This window comes from Vibrio sp. nBUS_14 (genome assembly GCF_051201655.1).
Taxonomy (GTDB): Bacteria; Pseudomonadota; Gammaproteobacteria; order Enterobacterales; family Vibrionaceae; genus Vibrio.
In genome coordinates this window covers 224369-242933 of the sequence record NZ_CP179206.1, presented here as the reverse complement: position 1 = coordinate 242933, position 18565 = coordinate 224369, and the positions used below count along the sequence as shown (strand labels likewise).

Here is an 18565-nt window from a genome sequence, read left to right as displayed (position 1 = left end):
ACAACTAGTGCAAATCTGGTATTTGTGAGAGGACATATTTAACCTACTTCTTTGATTTTTTATAAACTTGAACCAAATAGTTCATCGTTTCTTTGGCACAGCGCTGCCAAGAGTATCTGCTAGCAAGATCATATGATAATTGGGCCTGTTGTGCCAGAGTACTTTCGCTCGCTGAAATAGCCTGTAAAGCTTCAACTATAGACTCCGGAGTTTCAGGATCAAAGTATATACCCTTATCTGTCAGTACTTCGGGCATTGGCCCTCTGTTGGAGCAAATTATGGGTAAACTTGAAGCCATCGCTTCAATTAAAGTATTTGGCATATTTTCGCAACTCGAAGCGAATATAAATACATCGTGTTGATGCAAGAGTTCCGGTATTTGGCCATGGGGTAAGAAGGGCATAACCTCAACGGTTCCAGAGCCATCGTCATAAACCCTTAAAGCTTCTTTAACTTGCTCAACACAGGGCCCACTATCAGCTCCGACTAGTGTTAAAGAAACTTTGGCTTCAGTGTTTTTCTTAAAACGATAAAATGCATCAATTACATGCCATTGATGTTTATATTTGTCGGCGTTGGATACGTAAATAAACTTAATTTCATTAAGTTTACCGGAGCCTTTGTATCGTTTTCGAAAATGCTCACTGATACCATGTGGAACAACTTCAGAGTCATTAATCTTGCCTGAATATCCACTAATTATATCTCTTGCATACTCTGTAAGGAAAATCGTACCCTGCGCACTTTTGAGTGAAGATACTTGAACATGCTTCAAAGCCCACAGACGTAACCATGAAAGAGAGGGGAAGTACCTTCCCATCTCACCTTTCTCAAAAGATAACATGTCTCTACTCATCACAACTGAAGGTTGAAAACGACAAACTGACCCAGCATCGGTTGACAAAAGGATATCAATGTTATTCTCGTTCAACTCGTTAGGCAATGACCACCTTTGCCAAGCTAAACTGTGTAAAAGCGACTTATTCGATGCTGATGGTGTATGTACAATTAACCAACTCTTGTCAGGTAAACTCTTTGCCAATTCCGGAAATGTCCAAACATGAACTTCTGCAACTTTACCTAAAAACGGCTCGACTTCATTTAAGACACCAATGATATGAGCTCTAGCACCACCAGAGCGATTACGTAATGCATCTATGCCTATCTTTAATTGTTTCATAAATTTTTCATAAACCTTGAAATATCGTCATATCTAGAGCACATACCGAAGTGTAGCAACGCTTGAGTGCAAACTTTAGCTCGATCAAAATCCAGATCAACAAGTTCTCGAAATGTTTCAACTTGCTCTAACGAAATAGAGTTCAAACAAAGCCCCATCGAATCAGACTTTACAATTGATGCAATATCTCCCACATCATTTAATATTATTGGGCACCCATTAATAAGGCTTTCCATACCTTTCGTAGGAAAGCCAGCATGCGCATATCTTCTATCTTCTCTAAACAATATGGAATAATCAGACTGTCTATATTGTTGAAATACCTCTTCTCGAGAAACAACCCCCATAGATTCAACAAATTTAATATTATTTATTATATTAGGTGAATGGTCAGAAGCTTTTATTAGTTCATCGATAGATGAACCAGCAATCTTAAAAATCACTTTTTTTGATGTTTCATTCTGAATTTTTTCAAGCTTCCCGATAAAATCGAGAATAATATCTTTCTTACCTGGTTGTCCGGCATAAAAGAAAACCAACTTATCGTGTTCTTTTTCTTGAGGAGTATTTTGATTTATCTTACCCTCATCATACATTGGATATAACTTAATTATATTCCTAACACCCTTTGAATCATAGTAATCCTTTAAATAATTACTAATGCATATAACATTATCAAATTTAGGATATATAACATTCATTCTCATCCAGTTTTCACAAGAAGCCAACCCAAATCTTCCACCAATTAAATGCTCAGACTCATACCACTCCGTCGAGTCAATAATTATGTTCCTCCCCCTAATTCGGCCCCAAAAAAACATAGCTAGAGAAAATAAAAAAAACGGGTTGTACAATATAATTGCATCATACTTATTGTTATTATTAATCCACTTAAAAGTCTTCTTGCCTTTAAGAAGGAAATTTAATAATCTTTTTAAAGACTTGAAATACCCACTTAATTCCTGATCAAGTTCGTGTTGTGGATAACACTTAAAACCATCGTATTCATAACTATCGTTTCCTTTTTCCCATCCAGCTATATCCACATTAAAACCTTCATTCCTAAGGCAATCTGCAACGCTTTTTACTCGAAATGCTGCAGCATCTTTATCAGGAAAACGGAACGCTCCCGTATATAAAATATTTTTGTTATTATTCATAACTTACACTCTTTTTATAAAGTATTTTCTTTGAATAAAATAACCCAATACCATTATTGGTAATATAAGAATAATATATCTACCATTTATAGTTGGATTCATCAGCCAACAGATAAAAAATGAATAAGTTAATATGAAAAATGGTTTTATTGAAGTTAATCTAGTAACCTGAAACTGGAATATACTTTTAAAAATAAAAGACATAGATAAAAAGACAAAAGGAAGCATCATAAACCTAAAAATAGCAGCCATATCAACTTCACCATCAACATATATATTAAAAAATGACTGTGGTATTGAATAAAAATATTGCAATAGCCTTATAGGATTAAAAAACAGATACCCAGCGTAATATTCTCTATTAAACTTTACAATAAAACTAGAAATTCCGCTACCTAAGCTTTCATCAGAAATTATATTCATGTGAACTGAAATATAACCAGCGACAAGAGAGCTAAAAACATAACTAATAACGATCCAGAATTTTGTGTTTCTACATAACATCAAAAATACAAATGTAATAATACACAAAGCTAATTGCTGTCGAATTAGGAATGCTATCGGAAGTATTATCACTAACAAAAAATAATTTTTTTTCACCCCGGAATATAAAGCAATGAGCAATACAAGGTAAGTTATCAAATCTTTATTTATTAACTGAGAAAAATAAACAAGTGATATATTTGTGAAAAAAAACAAACACGTTATATTGTTAAGATTTTCAATGTTGCATATTTTATTATAAAAAATAAAGGCCAAAAACAACAGGTTAATATTAAATAAGAATGAAAATAAGTAGATATCAACTAAATTATTAAACCCTGTATAAACATAAGTTATCAAATAAATTAGTGCTATGCCAAAATCATTATTTGCCTCATATTTAACACCACCACTACTTATACTTTGAATTTTTTCTACGTACACGTTGTGGTCATGTAGATTAACTATTTTTGCTAATACATCGAAACTATTTTCATATCCTAATTGAGCTACATTATAATAGAATATAAAATAAGCAACACTTATTAAAAACAAAATTATAAAAAATGGTAACTGTAATAATATTCTATACATTGCACACTATAATCTTAAATTTGAAAATATTTCTTACGACTGCATATCTAAACCTATCTTAAAATAAAATCATAAGTTTAAATTGCATTATAATTCCCAGGTAGCTTTAATAAAAACCACTACCAATTATATCTATCCATATAATCTATCACTACCCGATCTTCGTAAAAAGTTGAAAGCAACGCCAGCGAGTAGCAACTGTTGGAAAATACCAAATAAACACATACATATAAGAGCTGATAAGGCATTGATATTTAATAATATTAATACTGGGTAAAATAATACAAGAGATGCCAGCTCAATTTTAAACTGAATTTTTTGTTTACCTAAACGTCTAAATAAAATTCTGTAGGGCGTTGACATAATGAAAAACATTGCCCATAAAATAACCCACGGGAACATTTTTACGCCTAGAGTCCATTCATCACCTAGTAACAATAAGTATAAACTATCCAATTTAAATATTAATATTGACGTAACAATAATAGGAATAGCTAACATTATGATCTTCCTATCGGAAAGAAACGTAGCTATTTCTCTATTACACCACTGTCCAAACTTCGCGTACAAAACATTTGCAACACTGGAACTCACAAGAACTGCGGGCCCCCATATCAGCCTTGATGAAACAGCATAGTTTCCAGAGACCAATTCACCGTATTTATATACCAAAAAATAGAGAGGTAAATAAAAGGCTGCGATTGACAGTATCTCTTGTACACTACCATATAATGAAAAAGATCGATGATATGAAATTTCATTCACTATATTTTTACTAATTGGAAATAATTTAAATTCCCCAATCTTGTATATTAATAAGATAACAAGTAGAAGTTCTCCTAATATCGCGCCGATTAATAGCCCATCAGATACATTTGTTAGATATAACCCCCCCTGAAAGATAACTATTATCAACGCTCTTAATATGTAAAACTTTGAGATAAAACTGAAATCTTCTTTAAAGCTAAAATATAAAGTGGCTATGTTAATTTGCGATATAGAAAAAGCTATTACCCAACCGAAAGACAACTGTTCATTTAAAAACAAAAAAATGGGGAGAAGAAAAACAAACAATATTACGCTTAATTGTAATACATTTACATACCGACACCTAGCTTGATCATTATCCTTCGATAAAGGTATTAACAGGTGTAACTGTAGTGTCATTATTACAGCTCCAATCGCTCCAAATGATTGTGCAACTGACAAGCTTGAAAAATCTTCAGCTGAATATAATTTTGAAAAAAAATAAAGCGCAAACAATTGAATAGCTTGCGCCAAGCCATTTCCAGATAATAATTTTAGAATATTAGTAAACAAATTTCGCTCGCCAACTAACAATTTGCATTTTGTATATACCAATCAATGGACTTTGACAATCCATCTTCTAAACTATACTTGTGAGAGTACCCTAAGTTATTAATTGCTTTATTAATATCCGCTTGAGAATGCCTAACATCACCAACTCTATAGTCTTGATAACGTAACTCTGACTCCGAAATAAGTCCCGACTTATTTAACTCGTCCTTTATATACTTATATAGTTGGTTGAGCTCATGTCTATCACCTACTGCTACGTTATAAACAGAATCTTTAAAACAATCAGAAGCGACAGATGCAAGGATATTCATTTCAACAACATTATTTATGTAGCAAAAATCTCTACTCGTTTTACCATCGCCATATATACTAATGTCATCACCTTTTATCATAGATGATACCCATTTAGGGATTACAGCTGCATAAGCCCCATTGGGATCTTGCCGCGGTCCAAAAACATTAAAGTAACGAAGTCCAATTGTTTTAAACCCATAAGTACGAGCAAATACACTAGCATATAACTCATTTACATATTTAGTTACGGCATAAGGTGATAAAGGGTTTCCTATATTCTCCTCTACTTTAGGTAAAGCAGGATGGTCACCATAAGTTGAACTGCTTGCCGCATAAGTAAAACTCTTAACTTCAGCTTCTTTAGCAGCAGTTAACATGTTCAAAAATCCGGTAATATTTGCTGAGTTGGTAGTTACCGGATCAGCTATTGAACGAGGAACACTACCAAGTGCCGCTTGATGTAATACATAGTCTACATTCTCAACAACAGCTCTACAATCTTCGTAATTCCGAATATCACCGTTTGCAAAAGTGAAATTTTGCCATTGATGATTACTTACAATACTTTTAACTTCATCAAGGTTACGCTGATGTCCAGTTGCAAAATTGTCGAGCCCGATAACTATTTGATTGAGTTTTAATAACTGCTCTAAAAGATTAGACCCAATAAATCCAGCGACACCTGTAACCAACCAAACTTTAGGCTCAATAAGCAATCCATGCTTAATTTCTTCAAATTTATTCATATTCTCACTTAATGTATTTAAAGCTTAAAGTCCCAACATTCAATTTATGTTGATAATAACCTAATAAAATTTCAGATAATTACATTCAAAGAATGCTACCGCCCTTTGATGTTTAAGCGAAATCACACTACGCTAATAATTAGGTTACCCCGGTGAATTGTTGAAACAGAGTTCACGTTAGTATTATCCATAATGTACGCTTTAGAAGCAAAGTTTTTCCACTTTCCGTCCATTTGAACGGACTGAATTAGAGCTCTTAGGCCCTCTGAGTTTACAGGCTTCCCATTCCGACACTCATCAACCTTCCAGACTAAATTACCTAAGGCATTTCTTTCTAGCTTAGTGAGGTGACATAGACACATAGCAAGGTGCTCAACGAGGCAAAAAATCTCAGAGGCGACTAAGTACTGCTTTGGAAAAGCTAATCATAGAAAAGCTTAACATCCATATAGCTTTCGCTTTAGACGCTCTATAAAATCAAGAAAAACCTTCCAAAGAAAACCCCTTTCTATTCTTATCTACCTTTTAAAATCGTACTTAAGCTCATACTCTATATACATCCTATAAAGAACCTCGCTATACTCCTGACCTATAATTTTCGCCCAATAACGAATAAGAGTTCAAGATATGCAAGAGTTAGTTCCATTTGTTCAAGAGAATATGATTTTAGCCATCGTATGGATCGGCTTGGTTGTTGCCATCATTGCGAACGTTATCAAGACATCAAACGCAGCCTACAAAGAGATCACGGCAGCGCAAACCACACACATGATTAACCGTGAAAACGGTGTTGTGGTTGATATTCGTACTAAGGATGAGTTCAAAAAAGGTCATATTACGGACGCACTTCACATTTTGCCATCAGATATCAAAGCAAATAGCTTTGGTAGCCTTGAAAGCCACAAAGCAGACCCAATCATCGTAGTATGCAAGACAGGTCAAACAGCTCAAGAAAGCGCGAACTTACTGGTTAAAGCAGGTTTCGAAAACGTAAGCGTGCTGAAAAGCGGCTTAGTGGCTTGGAGTGAAGCGAACCTACCTTTGGTTAAAGGTAAGAAGTAAGCTGACCTAATTACACGAATATGACTTTAAGGTTTTGTTCGGCTGATATGACGAACAAAACCTAATTATAAATTTTTAAGGACAAGAAAATGGCTGAAGCAGCACCACAAGACGCACAACAAAACTTCGCAATCCAACGTATCTTCCTAAAAGACGTATCTTTCGAAGCGCCAAACTCTCCAGACATGTTTCAGAAAGAGTGGAACCCAGATGTAAAACTGGATCTAGACACTCAAAGCCGTGAACTTGGCGAAGGCGTTTACGAAGTAATCCTACGCCTAACTGTTACGGTTAAGAACGCAGACGACACTGCATTCCTTTGTGAAGTTCAACAAGGCGGTATCTTCTCTGCAAGCGAAATGGAAGCTGGTCAACTAGCTCATTGCCTAGGTGCATTCTGCCCGAATATCCTGTTCCCATACGCTCGTGAAACAATTTCTAGCCTAGTGGTTAAAGGTACGTTCCCACAATTGAACCTAGCACCAGTAAACTTTGATGCTTTGTTCATGAACTACCTACAAAACCAAGCTCAGCAAGCAGAAGGCGAACAGGCTTAAGTCTCAAAGTAGAACTTAACTCTAACGATTCAAGCGCTAGTTAGCTTTTAAATGCACATCGCAACTTCTGCGATGTGCATTTTTTCTTTACACTGTACTAAGATTGAAAGCTCTTATTATTTTAGTAGATAGTTTTTCCAGAACTCTTCGATTTCCCTCATTATTTTTAGGTGGAAGCATGACAGAAACAACTCGCCCGACGAACACGACAGACGCTTACGGCAAAGACATCGCCATGACAGTGATAGGCGCAGGTTCTTACGGAACATCTTTAGCGATATCTCTAGCGCGTAACGGTGCCAATGTTGTGCTTTGGGGACATGATCCTGTTCATATGAATCGCCTTGAATCTGAGCGTGCGAATAATGAGTTTCTGCCAAATATCGACTTCCCAGAAAGCCTAATCATCGAATCAGATCTTGAGAAAGCAGTAACAGCAAGTCGTGACCTTCTCGTTGTTGTACCGAGCCACGTGTTTGGTATCGTTCTAAATAGCCTGAAACCACACTTAACAACAAGCTCTCGTATCTGCTGGGCAACTAAAGGCTTAGAGCCAGAAACCGGTCGTTTACTTAAAGATGTCGCGCATGATGTGCTTGGTGATGGCTACTCACTGGCTGTTTTATCTGGTCCTACTTTTGCTAAAGAGCTAGCGATGGGCATGCCGACTGCAATTTCAGTTGCTTCACCTGATGAAGTATTCCTAGAAGAGCTGCAAGAGAAGATTCACTGTGGCAAAACATTCCGTGTGTACGCAAACTCAGATTTCATTGGCATGCAGCTTGGCGGCGCGGTTAAAAACGTTATCGCAATTGGCGCAGGAATGTCGGATGGTATTGGCTTTGGTGCCAATGCTCGTACAGCCCTGATCACGCGTGGTTTAGCTGAAATGAGTCGCTTAGGCGCCGCACTTGGTGCACAGCCAGAGACTTTCATGGGCATGGCCGGATTGGGTGACTTAGTACTGACATGTACCGACAACCAATCACGTAACCGTCGCTTTGGATTAGCTTTAGGCTCAGGTAAAGACGTCGACACTGCACAAGAAGAAATAGGCCAAGTGGTCGAAGGGTATCGCAACACTAAAGAAGTTTGGTTACTATCAGAACGCATGGGCGTTGAAATGCCAATTGTTGAACAAATTTACCAAGTGCTGTATCAAGGGAAAGATGCACACTTAGCAGCACAAGATCTACTTGCACGAGACAAGAAGTCGGAAAGATAATGAGAGCAGGTACGGGAATTGAGTAACCTAAGAGCAGTAGAGAGATTCGAGTAAGCGAGATACGAAAAGATGAAAAGCACATTCAAAGCTCGACGAAAATGCTTTTCGTTACTCGCTACTCTAATATGTTCTTCTAAGCTCACTTGTATCTGCCCCTTAAAAAATAATGGATGATAAAATGAAACACTGTGAACAACAAAAAGTTTGGCAATGCATTGTGAAGGAAGCCCGACAGCAGTCAGAGCAAGAACCTATGCTTGCGAGTTTTTATCATGCCACCATTATCAACCATGAAAGTTTAGGCGCTGCGCTAAGTTACATCCTAGCAAACAAATTAAAGACAGCTTCAATGCCAGCAATGGCAGTCCGTGAAGTGGTTGAACAAGCATTTAAGCAGGATCAATCGATTATCGATGCGGCAGCTTGTGATATCTGCGCGACGGTAAATCGAGATCCTGCGGTCGAGATGTACTCGATGCCTCTGCTTTATCTGAAAGGCTACCACGCTCTGCAAGGTTACCGAGTGGCGAACTGGTTATGGAAACAAGGTCGTATCGCACTTGCCACTTACCTACAGAACCAAATTTCAGTTGCTTGCCAAGTTGATATTCACCCGGCAGCTCGTATCGGTAAAGCGATCATGCTCGACCACGCGACAGGCATTGTGATTGGTGAAACCGCTGTCGTTGAAAATGATGTCTCTATCCTTCAAGACGTGACCCTTGGTGGTACAGGTAAAGAAGGCGGCGATCGTCATCCTAAAATTCGCGAAGGCGTAATGATTGGTGCCGGCGCTAAAATCCTCGGCAATATTGAAGTCGGTGAAGGCGCTAAAATTGGTTCTTGCTCTGTGGTTCTTCAGGCAGTTCCACCTCATACTACAGTCGCTGGCGTTCCTGCAAAAATTGTCGGAAAACCGAAAACTGACAAGCCATCTTTAGATATGGATCAAGGGTTCAATGGTCGCTCACAAAATTTCATCCATGGTGATGGGATATAAAGCAGCAGTAACGGGATTCGCGTAACCGAGATACGAAAAGACTAAGAGCAGGTTCGGGATACAAGTAACCGAAGTGCGAAAAGACTCACAACAGCTGTTGATGAATGAATAAGAGCAAAATGAAGATAATGATCAAACAAATTCGAGCCATTAGCCGGACTCTTCTGATATCTACCAGCCTTAGTGTTGCTCTTTTATCTACATCGTCATTTGCTGCATCTCAAGGTGAGCTTAAAGGCGTATCGAGCGAAATATCTCGTCAGCAAAAAAACCTTTCCTCACAACAGAAAAAACTCGACAGCTTACAAGCCAACCTCAAGAAACAAGAGCTATCCATCGCTTCGCTTGAAAAAGCAATTCTAGACAGTAAAAAGCAACTCAATACGGCCAATGCAAATATTGCCAACTTAGACACCAAGATTAAGGCGCTTACTGCTCAGAAAAAAGCCCATACCGATAAGTTAGAGCAACTGATTCAAACTTACTACATGACAAGTCGAGCTAAAGCTTCTTCTCACATTCTCAATACTGGTGTTGAAGAAGATCGCATCAGTCACTACTACCAACACCTTGCCAAAGCTCGCTCCGCAACAATCAAAACGATTGAACAGACGCAACTTGAATTAGAAGAGAGCCATAAACAGCGTCAACTTGAGCAAGAACAGATAGCAACACTGTTAAAACAACAAACCACCAAGCGCGATACGCTAGCCAAAACCCAAACACAACGTAAGAAAACTGTTGGTAGTATTAAGAAAAACATCTCGGGTGACAAAAATTATTTGGCTGAACTTCAACGAAATGAAACTCGCCTGAAAGCTGAAATAGCAAAAGCAGAAAAAGCGGCTCGAGAGAGACGCAATGCAGTCCCGATGGATGGCTTAGCCAAACGTAAAGGCAAACTACCCTGGCCAATCAAAGACAAAGTTCTGCATAACTACGGCTCACGCCAAACGGGCCAAATTAACTGGAAAGGCATGGTGATCAACGCTAAGTATGGTCAGCAGGTAAAATCGGTTTACTCAGGCACGGTAGTTTTTGCCGAGTATTTACGAGGTTATGGCTTAGTGGTGCTACTTGACCACGGTAAAGGCGATATGACGCTCTATGGTTTTAACCAAGCACTTTTAAAGAAAGAAGGTGACAAAGTTAAAGCTGGTGAAGCTATTGCCCTTGCGGGTGATACTGGCGGCCAAACACGCCCTTCGCTGTATTTTGAAATTCGAAGAAACAGCCAAGCTCAGAACCCAAAGAGTTGGTTGGTTAGGTAAGGGCAGGTTCGGGATTCGAGTAATCGAGATACGAAGAGCTTAAAAGCAGATGCGGGATGCGAGTAACCGAGAGACGAAGAGCTTAGGAGCAGACGCAAGGTTTGAGTCCCCGAGACACAAAGAGCTTAAAATCCGATACAAATCAGAGTAAAACGTTACATGAAAAACGCTAGCCTAGTCGTCGCTCTACCCTGCTTTTCGTTACTCGTATCTCGTTACTCGAGGCTGCTCTTTCCCGCTCGTCATTACCCGTACCTCGCATACTCGTATCTTTCTACTAAGAGTTCAACGCTCTCACACCATCTTCCAACAATGTCAGTTGTTCAAAACCTTGGGCAGTCGCAATCGGTTTAACGGTCGCGATCATCTGCAACATTCCTTGATGTACAACTTGCTCAGTAATTTGAGCTTTTGGAGACATCGCAGACTGATAAGCTAACCAACCCGATGCGATCAAGTGAAGAGAAGTGACCATCGACTTCATCTCTGAGTCTGTCGCTTTAAGTAAGTTCAACTCAACAAAGGCTCTCATGATATCGACAAGGTTGGTTTGCAATCTTTCTTGCACGGCCATGTAATCAAGGTGAAGTTGCTCGTCACGTGACAATATTTCAGGCAGATTCGCATAGAAGAATCGGTACTTCCACATCAGTGTGAAGATAGAATCTAAGTAGGTCTTTAGTAGCGTCAGGCTTTCTTGTTGGCCTTGAATCGGCGTGAACCTTTCAAGCAACTCTGTTGAATAGAGAGTGAAGATATCACGGACAATTTCTTGTTTGTTACGGAAGTGGTAGTAGAGGTTACCAGGGCTAATCTCGATATGCTCAGCAATATGATTGGTCGTAATACTGCGCTCGCCGTGCTCATTAAAAAGCTCTAGAGCAGCGTAAACAATCTTGTCACGTGTTTTCATTAGTAATTAGTATCCCTATCCGTTTAGTGGTTCAGTATATCGCCACTAAACGGATAGATCGAGCTGTTAACATCTGGTCTAATTAGCAAGTGCTAAAATTCAACTGTAATCAATCGCTGCCAAACAGGTCTCGTGTATAAACCTTATCTGCAACGTCTGCGATCTCTTCTACCATTCTGTTAGATACAATCACATCTGATACGGCTTTGAACTCTTCTAGGTCAGAATAAACCTTCGAGTTAAAGAAATGCTCTTCCTCTAACACAGGTTCGAATACGACCACTTCAATACCTTTAGCTTTCAAACGCTTCATGATGCCTTGAATCGAAGAAGCACGGAAGTTGTCCGAACCGGCTTTCATAATCAAGCGATAAATACCTACAACTTTAGGCGATCGTCTAATAATTGAATCCGCAATGAAGTCCTTACGAGTGCGGTTAGCATCGACAATGGCACCCACAATATTATTAGGTACATCTTCGTAATTCGCCAACAGTTGCTTGGTATCTTTTGGTAAGCAGTAACCACCGTAACCAAATGAAGGGTTGTTGTAATGATTACCAATACGAGGGTCTAAACCCACACCTTCAATGATCTGACGAGAATCCAAGCCATGCGCTTCCGCGTAAGAATCAAGCTCATTGAAATAAGAAACACGCATCGCCAGGTAGGTATTTGAGAACAGTTTAACTGCTTCGGCTTCCGTCGAATTTGTAAACAAGACATCGATGCTCTCTTTTTCTGCACCTTCAACAAGAAGATTAGCAAACACTTTAGCGCGCTCAGAACACTCACCAACGATAATTCGTGATGGGTGCAAGTTGTCGAACAGGGCTTTGCCTTCGCGTAAAAACTCAGGTGAGAACATAACGTGTTCACAGTTCAGTTCTTGCTTAACGCGCTCAGTATAACCAACAGGCACCGTTGATTTGATCACCATGACGGCATTTGGATTGATATCCATGACGTCTTTAATGACCGATTCTACAGAGCTGGTATCAAAATAATTATTTTTTGGATCATAATCTGTTGGAGTAGCAATGATGACAAACTCAGCATCTTTGTAAGCCGCTTTGTCTGTTGTCGCCCTGAAATTCAGCGTCTTATTTGATAGAAAGTGCTCAATCTCATTATCTACAATCGGTGACTGCTTATTATTCAGCATTGTCACTTTTTCATCGATGATATCTACCGCAACTACTTCATGATGTTGTGCTAACAGCATAGCGTTTGATAGACCCACATACCCCGTACCGGCTACTGCAATCTTCATGATAATACCTATATATTTGAGTGATTAACTCAACGAAATTTATAACTTAGCTTGCAGTATCATACTCTGGTTGGGGAATTATTCCACTAGCCCGCCTTATCCATTCCTTGCTATACTCGTGATAGTTTTGTATTCAAAAGAGTTAGAAAATTATGATTATCGTAACTGGTGGTGCTGGCATGATTGGCAGCAATATTGTTAAGGCGCTCAATGAAGCTGGCCACAACGATATTCTAGTCGTCGACAACTTAAAAGATGGTAAGAAATTTAAGAACCTTGTAGACCTAGACATCACTGATTACATGGATCGTGATGACTTCCTAACTCAAGTCATGGCCGGTGATGATTTTGGTCATATTGAAGCTGTTTTCCATGAAGGGGCATGCTCTGCTACCACTGAGTGGGATGGCAAATACATGATGCTCAACAACTATGAATACTCAAAAGAGCTACTTCATTACAGTGTTGAGCGTGAAATCCCTTTCTTGTATGCCTCTTCAGCTGCGACTTACGGTGAAACCGACACTTTCATTGAAGAGCGAGAGTACGAAGGTGCATTGAATGTCTACGGCTATTCAAAACAACAATTTGATAACTACGTTCGCCGCTTAACCGCGGATGCAGCAGCACACAACGAAACGCTTTCGCAAATCGTAGGGTTTCGTTACTTCAATGTTTATGGTCCACGCGAGCAACACAAAGGCAGCATGGCCTCTGTCGCTTTCCACCTAAACAACCAAATGAATGCCGGTGAAAACCCGAAATTGTTCGCAGGTAGCGAAACCTTTAAGCGTGATTTTGTGTATGTGGGTGATGTAGCGGCTGTTAACTTGTGGTTCTTAGAGAATGGGGTATCTGGCCTCTTTAATCTAGGTACTGGCAATGCTGAGTCGTTTGAAGAAGTCGCCAAGGCAGTCATCAAACACCATGGTAAAGGCGAAATCGAAACGATCCCTTTTCCTAAGCATTTAAAAGGTGCTTACCAAGAATTCACTCAAGCTGACTTAACTAAGCTTCGTAATGCAGGTTGCGATATCGAGTTTAGAACAGTGGCAGATGGTGTCGCTGAGTACATGAAGATCGCAAGCGCATAGTTATAAACTTTATATTTCAGATTAAGACTAATAGTGCATCCTACTTTTTGGGGTGCATTATTGGAAAATCTAGTAAACATAATCATTCCCCGAGTGACCGATATAAAGTTAACTCTCTGATTTAAATAATGTAGTGAACGAATGGCCAAACAACGTAATGATTTTGATCCAAAAGCTTACAATCCTGAGTTTGAATGGGGATTTCTAGCACCTAAATACTGGGGCACTTGGATTGCTGTTCTGTTATCGTCTTTAGTCTGCTTCTTACCTAATAGCATTCGTTTAGCACTCGCTAAGTTTATGGCTAAGCAAGCTGTAAAAATCAAGAACAAGGCTAACCGCCGAGCTCGTGTGAACCTTGAGATGTGTTTCCCAGAACAATCGGTAGAACAGCGCGAAGAAACCCTTTATCAGTCATACGTTACTTCCATCTCGTTTTTGATGGGATTTGCTTCACTGACACTAAAGAGTAAAACTTGGCTAGAGAATAACACCTCGATAAACGGCTTGAGCAACCTAACCGATATTACAGACAGTGGCGAAAATGTGATCTTGCTGGTACCGCACACATGGGCTATCGATATCCCAGCGGTATTATTAGCATCGCGCAATTTACCTGTGTCTGCGATGGCGAAAGCACAAAAAAACAAACTCAGTGACTGGCTAATGCACCGACAGCGCGTGCAATACGGCGGTCGCGTTTACGATCGTAGTGGAGGCATCAAGCCTTTCATCAAGTCAGTGCGTGATGGGTACCTTGGTTATTATCTACCTGATGAAGATCTTGGTCGTGAGCACAGTGTCTTCGTTGACTTCTTCGCGACTCAAAAAGCAACTATCTCAGGCCTTGGTCGCCTAACAAAACTAAGTAAAGCTAAAATTGTTCCCTTGTTTGCTCAATATGATAGTAATACTGGTCAATACACGTTGGATTTTTACCCTGCCCTGCCATTCCCAACAGGAAGCGAAGAGCAAGATGCACGCATGATGAATCAATGTATTGAAGATTATGTGAGTAAGAACCCCGAACAATATATGTGGATCTTAAGACTGCTTAAGACTCGCCCTGACAGTAGTATTAACCCTTATAGATAAGTGCCCATATGCCAAATCTAAAAAAAATCATAGATTGTATTATATTACTTCCAATAATATGGCTATTTAGTGGCTTCCTAATAGTCCCTGGTGCTGATAAAAGCATAGTTATAATTATTTTGATATCTGTAATAGTAGCTGTTGTCTATTACAAACTTGATAATATAAAGAGAAATTATAAAGACCCTTACATACTAACTATTTTTATAGCTTCTATATTTAATGTGATATTTTATGAAACCATTGGATTTGGATCTGGTGAATTAAGGAGCTACTTAGCAGTTATGCTATATCTTTTAGTACTACCTAAAGATATGGTAAATTTTAAGAGTCTAAAATGGTTACTACTCCTTGCTGCAAGCGTGTCATTTTCGATATTGACTTACAACCGATATGGGTTAGATATCGAGAGAGGAATTCTAAATGTCAACCCAATACCTTACTCTATAACCTTGACTTTATATGCAATAATAGCTTTATATCTATGTGTGTACAAGAAGAGCAAAATATCGATAGTTAGCTATACATTACTAGTTCTAGGAGTGTTTATAACCGAAACTAGAGGTGCTATATTCCCATTAATAATAACATCTTCCTTTCTTATTATATTATTTTTTAAAAATAAAAATAAAAATAATATAATAGTGAAACATCTGATCGTTTCTATCGTTTCATTATCTGTTATTTTTATAGCTTCATTTGATGTTATAAAAAATAGGGCTGAAGTTACATTGGTTGAAATCCAAAGATTGTCAGATGGTGACATGGATTCTTCGATTGGGCTACGCTTCCAATTCTGGAGAGCAGCCCAACAATTGTACACACTTAGTCCTATTTATGGATTAGGTGACTCTCATGCAGATGAACTCAAAGCTCTAAATCAAGAAGGTAAAGTATCAGATGCTGTAGCTAGGTATTCTCCGACACATTACCATAACCAATATATAGATAAACTAGTGAAAACTGGAATACTAGGCTTTACACTATTAATAATGATTCAGTTGATCCCATGTATAATATCTTTACGTAAAAAAGCTAAAGCTAGAGTTCTAATATACACATTAACAATGTTAATCGCCTTAGCATGTTTGACTGATACACCAATGAGCCAACCTTTTTCATTGCTACCGATTCTACTACTCATCTATCTCTTGTTGAATTGTAATGAAGAGAGTGCAAATGATGATACTGAGATGAAACCTCACTAGCCAAAAACTTGGTAGGGAACGAGCATTGAAATTCATCTGGAGAAAGAATTAGACAGTCCATCATGCTAGATAATTTTTCTGTATCATGACATGGGGAGATAACATTTTCATTATCTCCTACAATCTCTCTAATCCCTCCACTACAATCAGTGGTAATGATTGGAGTATTCAGTGCAATCGCTTCGATCAATACAGTGGGTAGCCCTTCAAAGTCAGAGCTCAGTACTAAGCCTTCAGATTTCTTTAGATAAGGATATGGATTTTCTGTAAACCCTTTAAAAATAACTCTATCTTCTATACCCAAATCATTAACCAACCTTTCTGATTCTGGCTTTAATGTCCCATTACCAATAAGTAATAATTTTATATCATTATTTTTAATTCTATAAAATGCTTTTATCAATCTATCATGACGCTTTTGACGATTAAATCGACCAATATGAATAAGATATCTATCTTCTATATCTTCTACTATTAATTTTGACAATCTTTGAAGATCAGATAACTCTGTTGGATTATATATAATCTTGTTATTAAATGGGGAATAAAACTCATCATTATACTCAGATTCTGCGGCTTGAGAAACAAACACTAGCGGATGATTGCGGTACAACCTGTTAATCTTATGTCTAATTTTAATTTTTTTCAAAAACCCTTTACCGGACAAAAAGGCAGTCTTATAGGAATTATGTATTACGTGATGAACGTTTAATTTACTCTCAGACATTATTTTATCAGAAAGTAACATATTACTCAGTATAAAGGCATCTTGAGAGATATTCTTACGTATATAATTATCTACAGATTTTGCCACATTTTTTTTATATATAAGACGCCTTAGTCCTTTTTTTGATACATTACAAAAATCACTAACAAAATGTACTCTGTATCCGTCAATATTATGCTCAACAGCTTTTTCTATCGAAACAATATGACATTCATAGCCTTGATATTTCTCCATTGCTTTGTAAAGGTTAAGTACAAATTTCTCGGCACCGCCACCACGCAAAGCTGATATTACAAAAACCATCTTTTTTATCAAAATATTGCCTCTAAACGTTCATTTAAGTCTAAAAGACTTTGTTTCCATTTATCATAAATATCAGCCTGTCTCTCGGCTTCATCATCTGTTATTAAGGTCACTCTACGACAAAAACCTTCAAAGCCCATACCAGCACTAGAGTATACTGATAAGACTACCGGTGAGTTTGAAGAGGCGAATACCAACAACTCCAGTGGAATTTTGCTTTGTATAAATTTTGAAGCCGGAAATGCACTTTTATACTTACCTTCATTTTCTCTAGGGTGGACCTTAAAAGCATACACAAATTTTTTAGATTCAAGGTGTTCCACCATTTCACGATAAACGTCTATATCTTTTCCTGAACTATTCATACCAGCAATAGAAATAGGCTGTGTAGCAATTATCACATCTGGGATCACCACATTTGAATTATCCAATTTAAAAATTGAATACAAGAATCTATTGACGTTATTAGGGTCGATGAAGTCTATACCTTTTACTTTTTTTATAATTTGACTAGGGGCCAATTCAGGAGTTAGTAAATGGATAAACTTACAACGTCGATCATCTCCAATGTAACGCCGATTTTTTTTATTAGACAGAAAACGATCAGTAAGACTTAGCTCAGTACCTGTATAATTCGACAAGCCATCTTCTATAACTTCATAAAAGGGGAAAGCTAAACGCATTAGCCTTGAAAGACGGTTACGATCATTAAATAAAAATAAACGAGTTTTTTCGTCTGTGAATTTCTCACTTAATATTTCATTTTCATATAGCTTATTGACTGTTCTTTTTTTGAAGAACTCATTCTGATAATTCGCAACGGCAAAGCATTTATGAATTATACCTACACCGCCACTATATATTTCTTCAAGAAGTTTTTTTCTACCTATAAATTTCACCGTGATGGTACTGGGTAAGATAGATAAATCGAAACTCTCAGACTCAAGACCCTGCTGATCCGTAACAACTATTATTTTACTTTCCTGCTCTACCTCTTTTAAAGACTTTAATAAGGCAAAGAGAAAATGCCGTAATGTAGAGCATAAGTACAAATTCATAA

17 protein-coding genes are annotated in these 18565 nt (G+C 38.0%); 8 read left to right on the top strand and 9 right to left on the bottom strand.

What is annotated here, in order from left to right; all coding sequences use genetic code 11:
• Window positions 1–43: 43 nt before the first annotated feature.
• From ACMAZD_RS01130 to ACMAZD_RS01110, 5 genes are all read right to left on the bottom strand, one after another.
• The gene (locus ACMAZD_RS01130) at window positions 44–1180 is read right to left on the bottom strand and encodes a glycosyltransferase family 4 protein (RefSeq protein ID WP_435248253.1); all 1137 of its coding nucleotides are present in this window, start codon (window positions 1178–1180) and stop codon (window positions 44–46) included.
• Window positions 1177–2340 carry a glycosyltransferase gene (locus ACMAZD_RS01125; protein WP_435248252.1) on the bottom strand — a complete coding sequence of 388 codons (1164 nt, stop codon included), beginning with the start codon at window positions 2338–2340 and terminating at the stop codon, window positions 1177–1179. The genes ACMAZD_RS01130 and ACMAZD_RS01125 overlap by 4 nt, the downstream gene beginning before the upstream one ends.
• A 3-nt stretch (window positions 2341–2343) precedes the next feature.
• Window positions 2344–3417 carry a hypothetical protein gene (locus tag ACMAZD_RS01120; protein WP_435248251.1) on the bottom strand — a complete coding sequence of 358 codons (1074 nt, stop codon included), beginning with the start codon at window positions 3415–3417 and terminating at the stop codon, window positions 2344–2346.
• Window positions 3418–3549: 132 nt separating this feature from the next.
• Window positions 3550–4737, bottom strand: a complete 1188-nt coding sequence (locus ACMAZD_RS01115; RefSeq protein WP_435248250.1) for a lipopolysaccharide biosynthesis protein — start codon at window positions 4735–4737, stop codon at window positions 3550–3552.
• A gap of 14 nt (window positions 4738–4751) precedes the next feature.
• On the bottom strand, window positions 4752–5777 hold the full coding sequence (locus tag ACMAZD_RS01110) for an NAD-dependent epimerase/dehydratase family protein (protein ID WP_435248249.1): 1026 nt from the start codon (window positions 5775–5777) through the stop codon (window positions 4752–4754).
• 627 nt (window positions 5778–6404) lie between these two features.
• Between ACMAZD_RS01110 and ACMAZD_RS01105 the strand changes: the two genes are divergently transcribed.
• The 5 genes from ACMAZD_RS01105 (at window position 6405) to ACMAZD_RS01085 (ending at window position 10892) form a co-directional block, all read left to right on the top strand.
• Window positions 6405–6839 carry a rhodanese-like domain-containing protein gene (locus tag ACMAZD_RS01105; RefSeq protein ID WP_048607724.1) on the top strand — a complete coding sequence of 145 codons (435 nt, stop codon included), beginning with the start codon at window positions 6405–6407 and terminating at the stop codon, window positions 6837–6839.
• A gap of 89 nt (window positions 6840–6928) precedes the next feature.
• Window positions 6929–7396: a protein-export chaperone SecB gene (gene secB, locus ACMAZD_RS01100; RefSeq protein WP_435248248.1), complete on the top strand. Its 468-nt coding sequence runs from the start codon at window positions 6929–6931 to the stop codon at window positions 7394–7396.
• 178 nt (window positions 7397–7574) lie between these two features.
• Window positions 7575–8621 carry an NAD(P)H-dependent glycerol-3-phosphate dehydrogenase gene (gene gpsA, locus ACMAZD_RS01095; RefSeq protein WP_435248247.1) on the top strand — a complete coding sequence of 349 codons (1047 nt, stop codon included), beginning with the start codon at window positions 7575–7577 and terminating at the stop codon, window positions 8619–8621.
• 178 nt (window positions 8622–8799) lie between these two features.
• Window positions 8800–9621, top strand: coding sequence for a serine O-acetyltransferase (cysE, locus tag ACMAZD_RS01090; RefSeq protein WP_009847961.1), 822 nt, complete (start codon window positions 8800–8802; stop codon window positions 9619–9621).
• 119 nt (window positions 9622–9740) lie between these two features.
• Entirely contained in the window at window positions 9741–10892 is a 1152-nt protein-coding gene (locus tag ACMAZD_RS01085; RefSeq protein ID WP_435248246.1) for a murein hydrolase activator EnvC family protein, read from the top strand.
• 277 nt (window positions 10893–11169) lie between these two features.
• On the opposite strand, the gene ACMAZD_RS01080 is transcribed toward ACMAZD_RS01085, so the two are convergent.
• Together ACMAZD_RS01080 and ACMAZD_RS01075 are read right to left on the bottom strand one after the other, a co-directional pair.
• Complete coding sequence (locus ACMAZD_RS01080) at window positions 11170–11805, bottom strand: TetR/AcrR family transcriptional regulator (RefSeq protein ID WP_435248245.1); 636 nt, start codon at window positions 11803–11805, stop codon at window positions 11170–11172.
• Window positions 11806–11914: 109 nt separating this feature from the next.
• Window positions 11915–13078 (bottom strand): nucleotide sugar dehydrogenase, encoded by a 1164-nt coding sequence (locus ACMAZD_RS01075; protein WP_435248244.1) that lies wholly within the window; start codon window positions 13076–13078, stop codon window positions 11915–11917.
• A 152-nt stretch (window positions 13079–13230) separates the two neighbouring features.
• On the opposite strand from ACMAZD_RS01075, the gene rfaD reads away from it, so the two are divergent.
• The 3 genes from rfaD to ACMAZD_RS01060 all read left to right on the top strand — a co-directional run bounded on the left by rfaD (window position 13231) and on the right by ACMAZD_RS01060 (window position 16475).
• Complete coding sequence (gene rfaD / locus ACMAZD_RS01070; RefSeq protein ID WP_435248243.1) at window positions 13231–14172, top strand: ADP-glyceromanno-heptose 6-epimerase; 942 nt, start codon at window positions 13231–13233, stop codon at window positions 14170–14172.
• Window positions 14173–14313: 141 nt separating this feature from the next.
• Window positions 14314–15267 (top strand): lauroyl-Kdo(2)-lipid IV(A) myristoyltransferase, encoded by a 954-nt coding sequence (lpxM, locus tag ACMAZD_RS01065; RefSeq protein ID WP_435248242.1) that lies wholly within the window; start codon window positions 14314–14316, stop codon window positions 15265–15267.
• Between the two features lie 8 nt (window positions 15268–15275).
• A complete protein-coding gene (locus ACMAZD_RS01060) occupies window positions 15276–16475 on the top strand; it encodes an O-antigen ligase family protein (protein ID WP_435248241.1) in 1200 nt (399 codons plus the stop codon).
• On the opposite strand, the gene ACMAZD_RS01055 is transcribed toward ACMAZD_RS01060, so the two are convergent.
• Together ACMAZD_RS01055 and ACMAZD_RS01050 are read right to left on the bottom strand one after the other, a co-directional pair.
• Entirely contained in the window at window positions 16408–17517 is a 1110-nt protein-coding gene (locus tag ACMAZD_RS01055) for a glycosyltransferase (RefSeq protein WP_435248240.1), read from the bottom strand. The two genes, ACMAZD_RS01060 and ACMAZD_RS01055, sit on opposite strands and share 68 nt — an antisense overlap.
• Entirely contained in the window at window positions 17514–18563 is a 1050-nt protein-coding gene (locus tag ACMAZD_RS01050; protein ID WP_435248239.1) for a glycosyltransferase family 52, read from the bottom strand. Before ACMAZD_RS01050 ends, ACMAZD_RS01055 begins: the two co-directional genes overlap by 4 nt.
• Window positions 18564–18565: the final 2 nt, after the last annotated feature.

Bases quoted from the DNA above. Each gene is read 5' to 3' on its own strand.
- lpxM (WP_435248242.1), top strand. From the start codon at position 14,314: ATGGCCAAACAACGTAATGATTTTGATCCAAAAGCTTACAATCCTGAG.
- cysE (WP_009847961.1), top strand. From the start codon at position 8,800: ATGAAACACTGTGAACAACAAAAAGTTTGGCAATGCATTGTGAAGGAA.
- gpsA (WP_435248247.1), top strand. From the start codon at position 7,575: ATGACAGAAACAACTCGCCCGACGAACACGACAGACGCTTACGGCAAA.
- ACMAZD_RS01075 (WP_435248244.1), bottom strand. From the start codon at position 13,078: ATGAAGATTGCAGTAGCCGGTACGGGGTATGTGGGTCTATCAAACGCT.
- ACMAZD_RS01080 (WP_435248245.1), bottom strand. From the start codon at position 11,805: ATGAAAACACGTGACAAGATTGTTTACGCTGCTCTAGAGCTTTTTAAT.
- ACMAZD_RS01130 (WP_435248253.1), bottom strand. From the start codon at position 1,180: ATGAAACAATTAAAGATAGGCATAGATGCATTACGTAATCGCTCTGGT.
- ACMAZD_RS01105 (WP_048607724.1), top strand. From the start codon at position 6,405: ATGCAAGAGTTAGTTCCATTTGTTCAAGAGAATATGATTTTAGCCATC.
- ACMAZD_RS01060 (WP_435248241.1), top strand. From the start codon at position 15,276: ATGCCAAATCTAAAAAAAATCATAGATTGTATTATATTACTTCCAATA.
- ACMAZD_RS01050 (WP_435248239.1), bottom strand. From the start codon at position 18,563: ATGAATTTGTACTTATGCTCTACATTACGGCATTTTCTCTTTGCCTTA.
- ACMAZD_RS01125 (WP_435248252.1), bottom strand. From the start codon at position 2,340: ATGAATAATAACAAAAATATTTTATATACGGGAGCGTTCCGTTTTCCT.
- secB (WP_435248248.1), top strand. From the start codon at position 6,929: ATGGCTGAAGCAGCACCACAAGACGCACAACAAAACTTCGCAATCCAA.
- ACMAZD_RS01085 (WP_435248246.1), top strand. From the start codon at position 9,741: ATGAAGATAATGATCAAACAAATTCGAGCCATTAGCCGGACTCTTCTG.
- ACMAZD_RS01110 (WP_435248249.1), bottom strand. From the start codon at position 5,777: ATGAATAAATTTGAAGAAATTAAGCATGGATTGCTTATTGAGCCTAAA.
- ACMAZD_RS01120 (WP_435248251.1), bottom strand. From the start codon at position 3,417: ATGTATAGAATATTATTACAGTTACCATTTTTTATAATTTTGTTTTTA.
- rfaD (WP_435248243.1), top strand. From the start codon at position 13,231: ATGATTATCGTAACTGGTGGTGCTGGCATGATTGGCAGCAATATTGTT.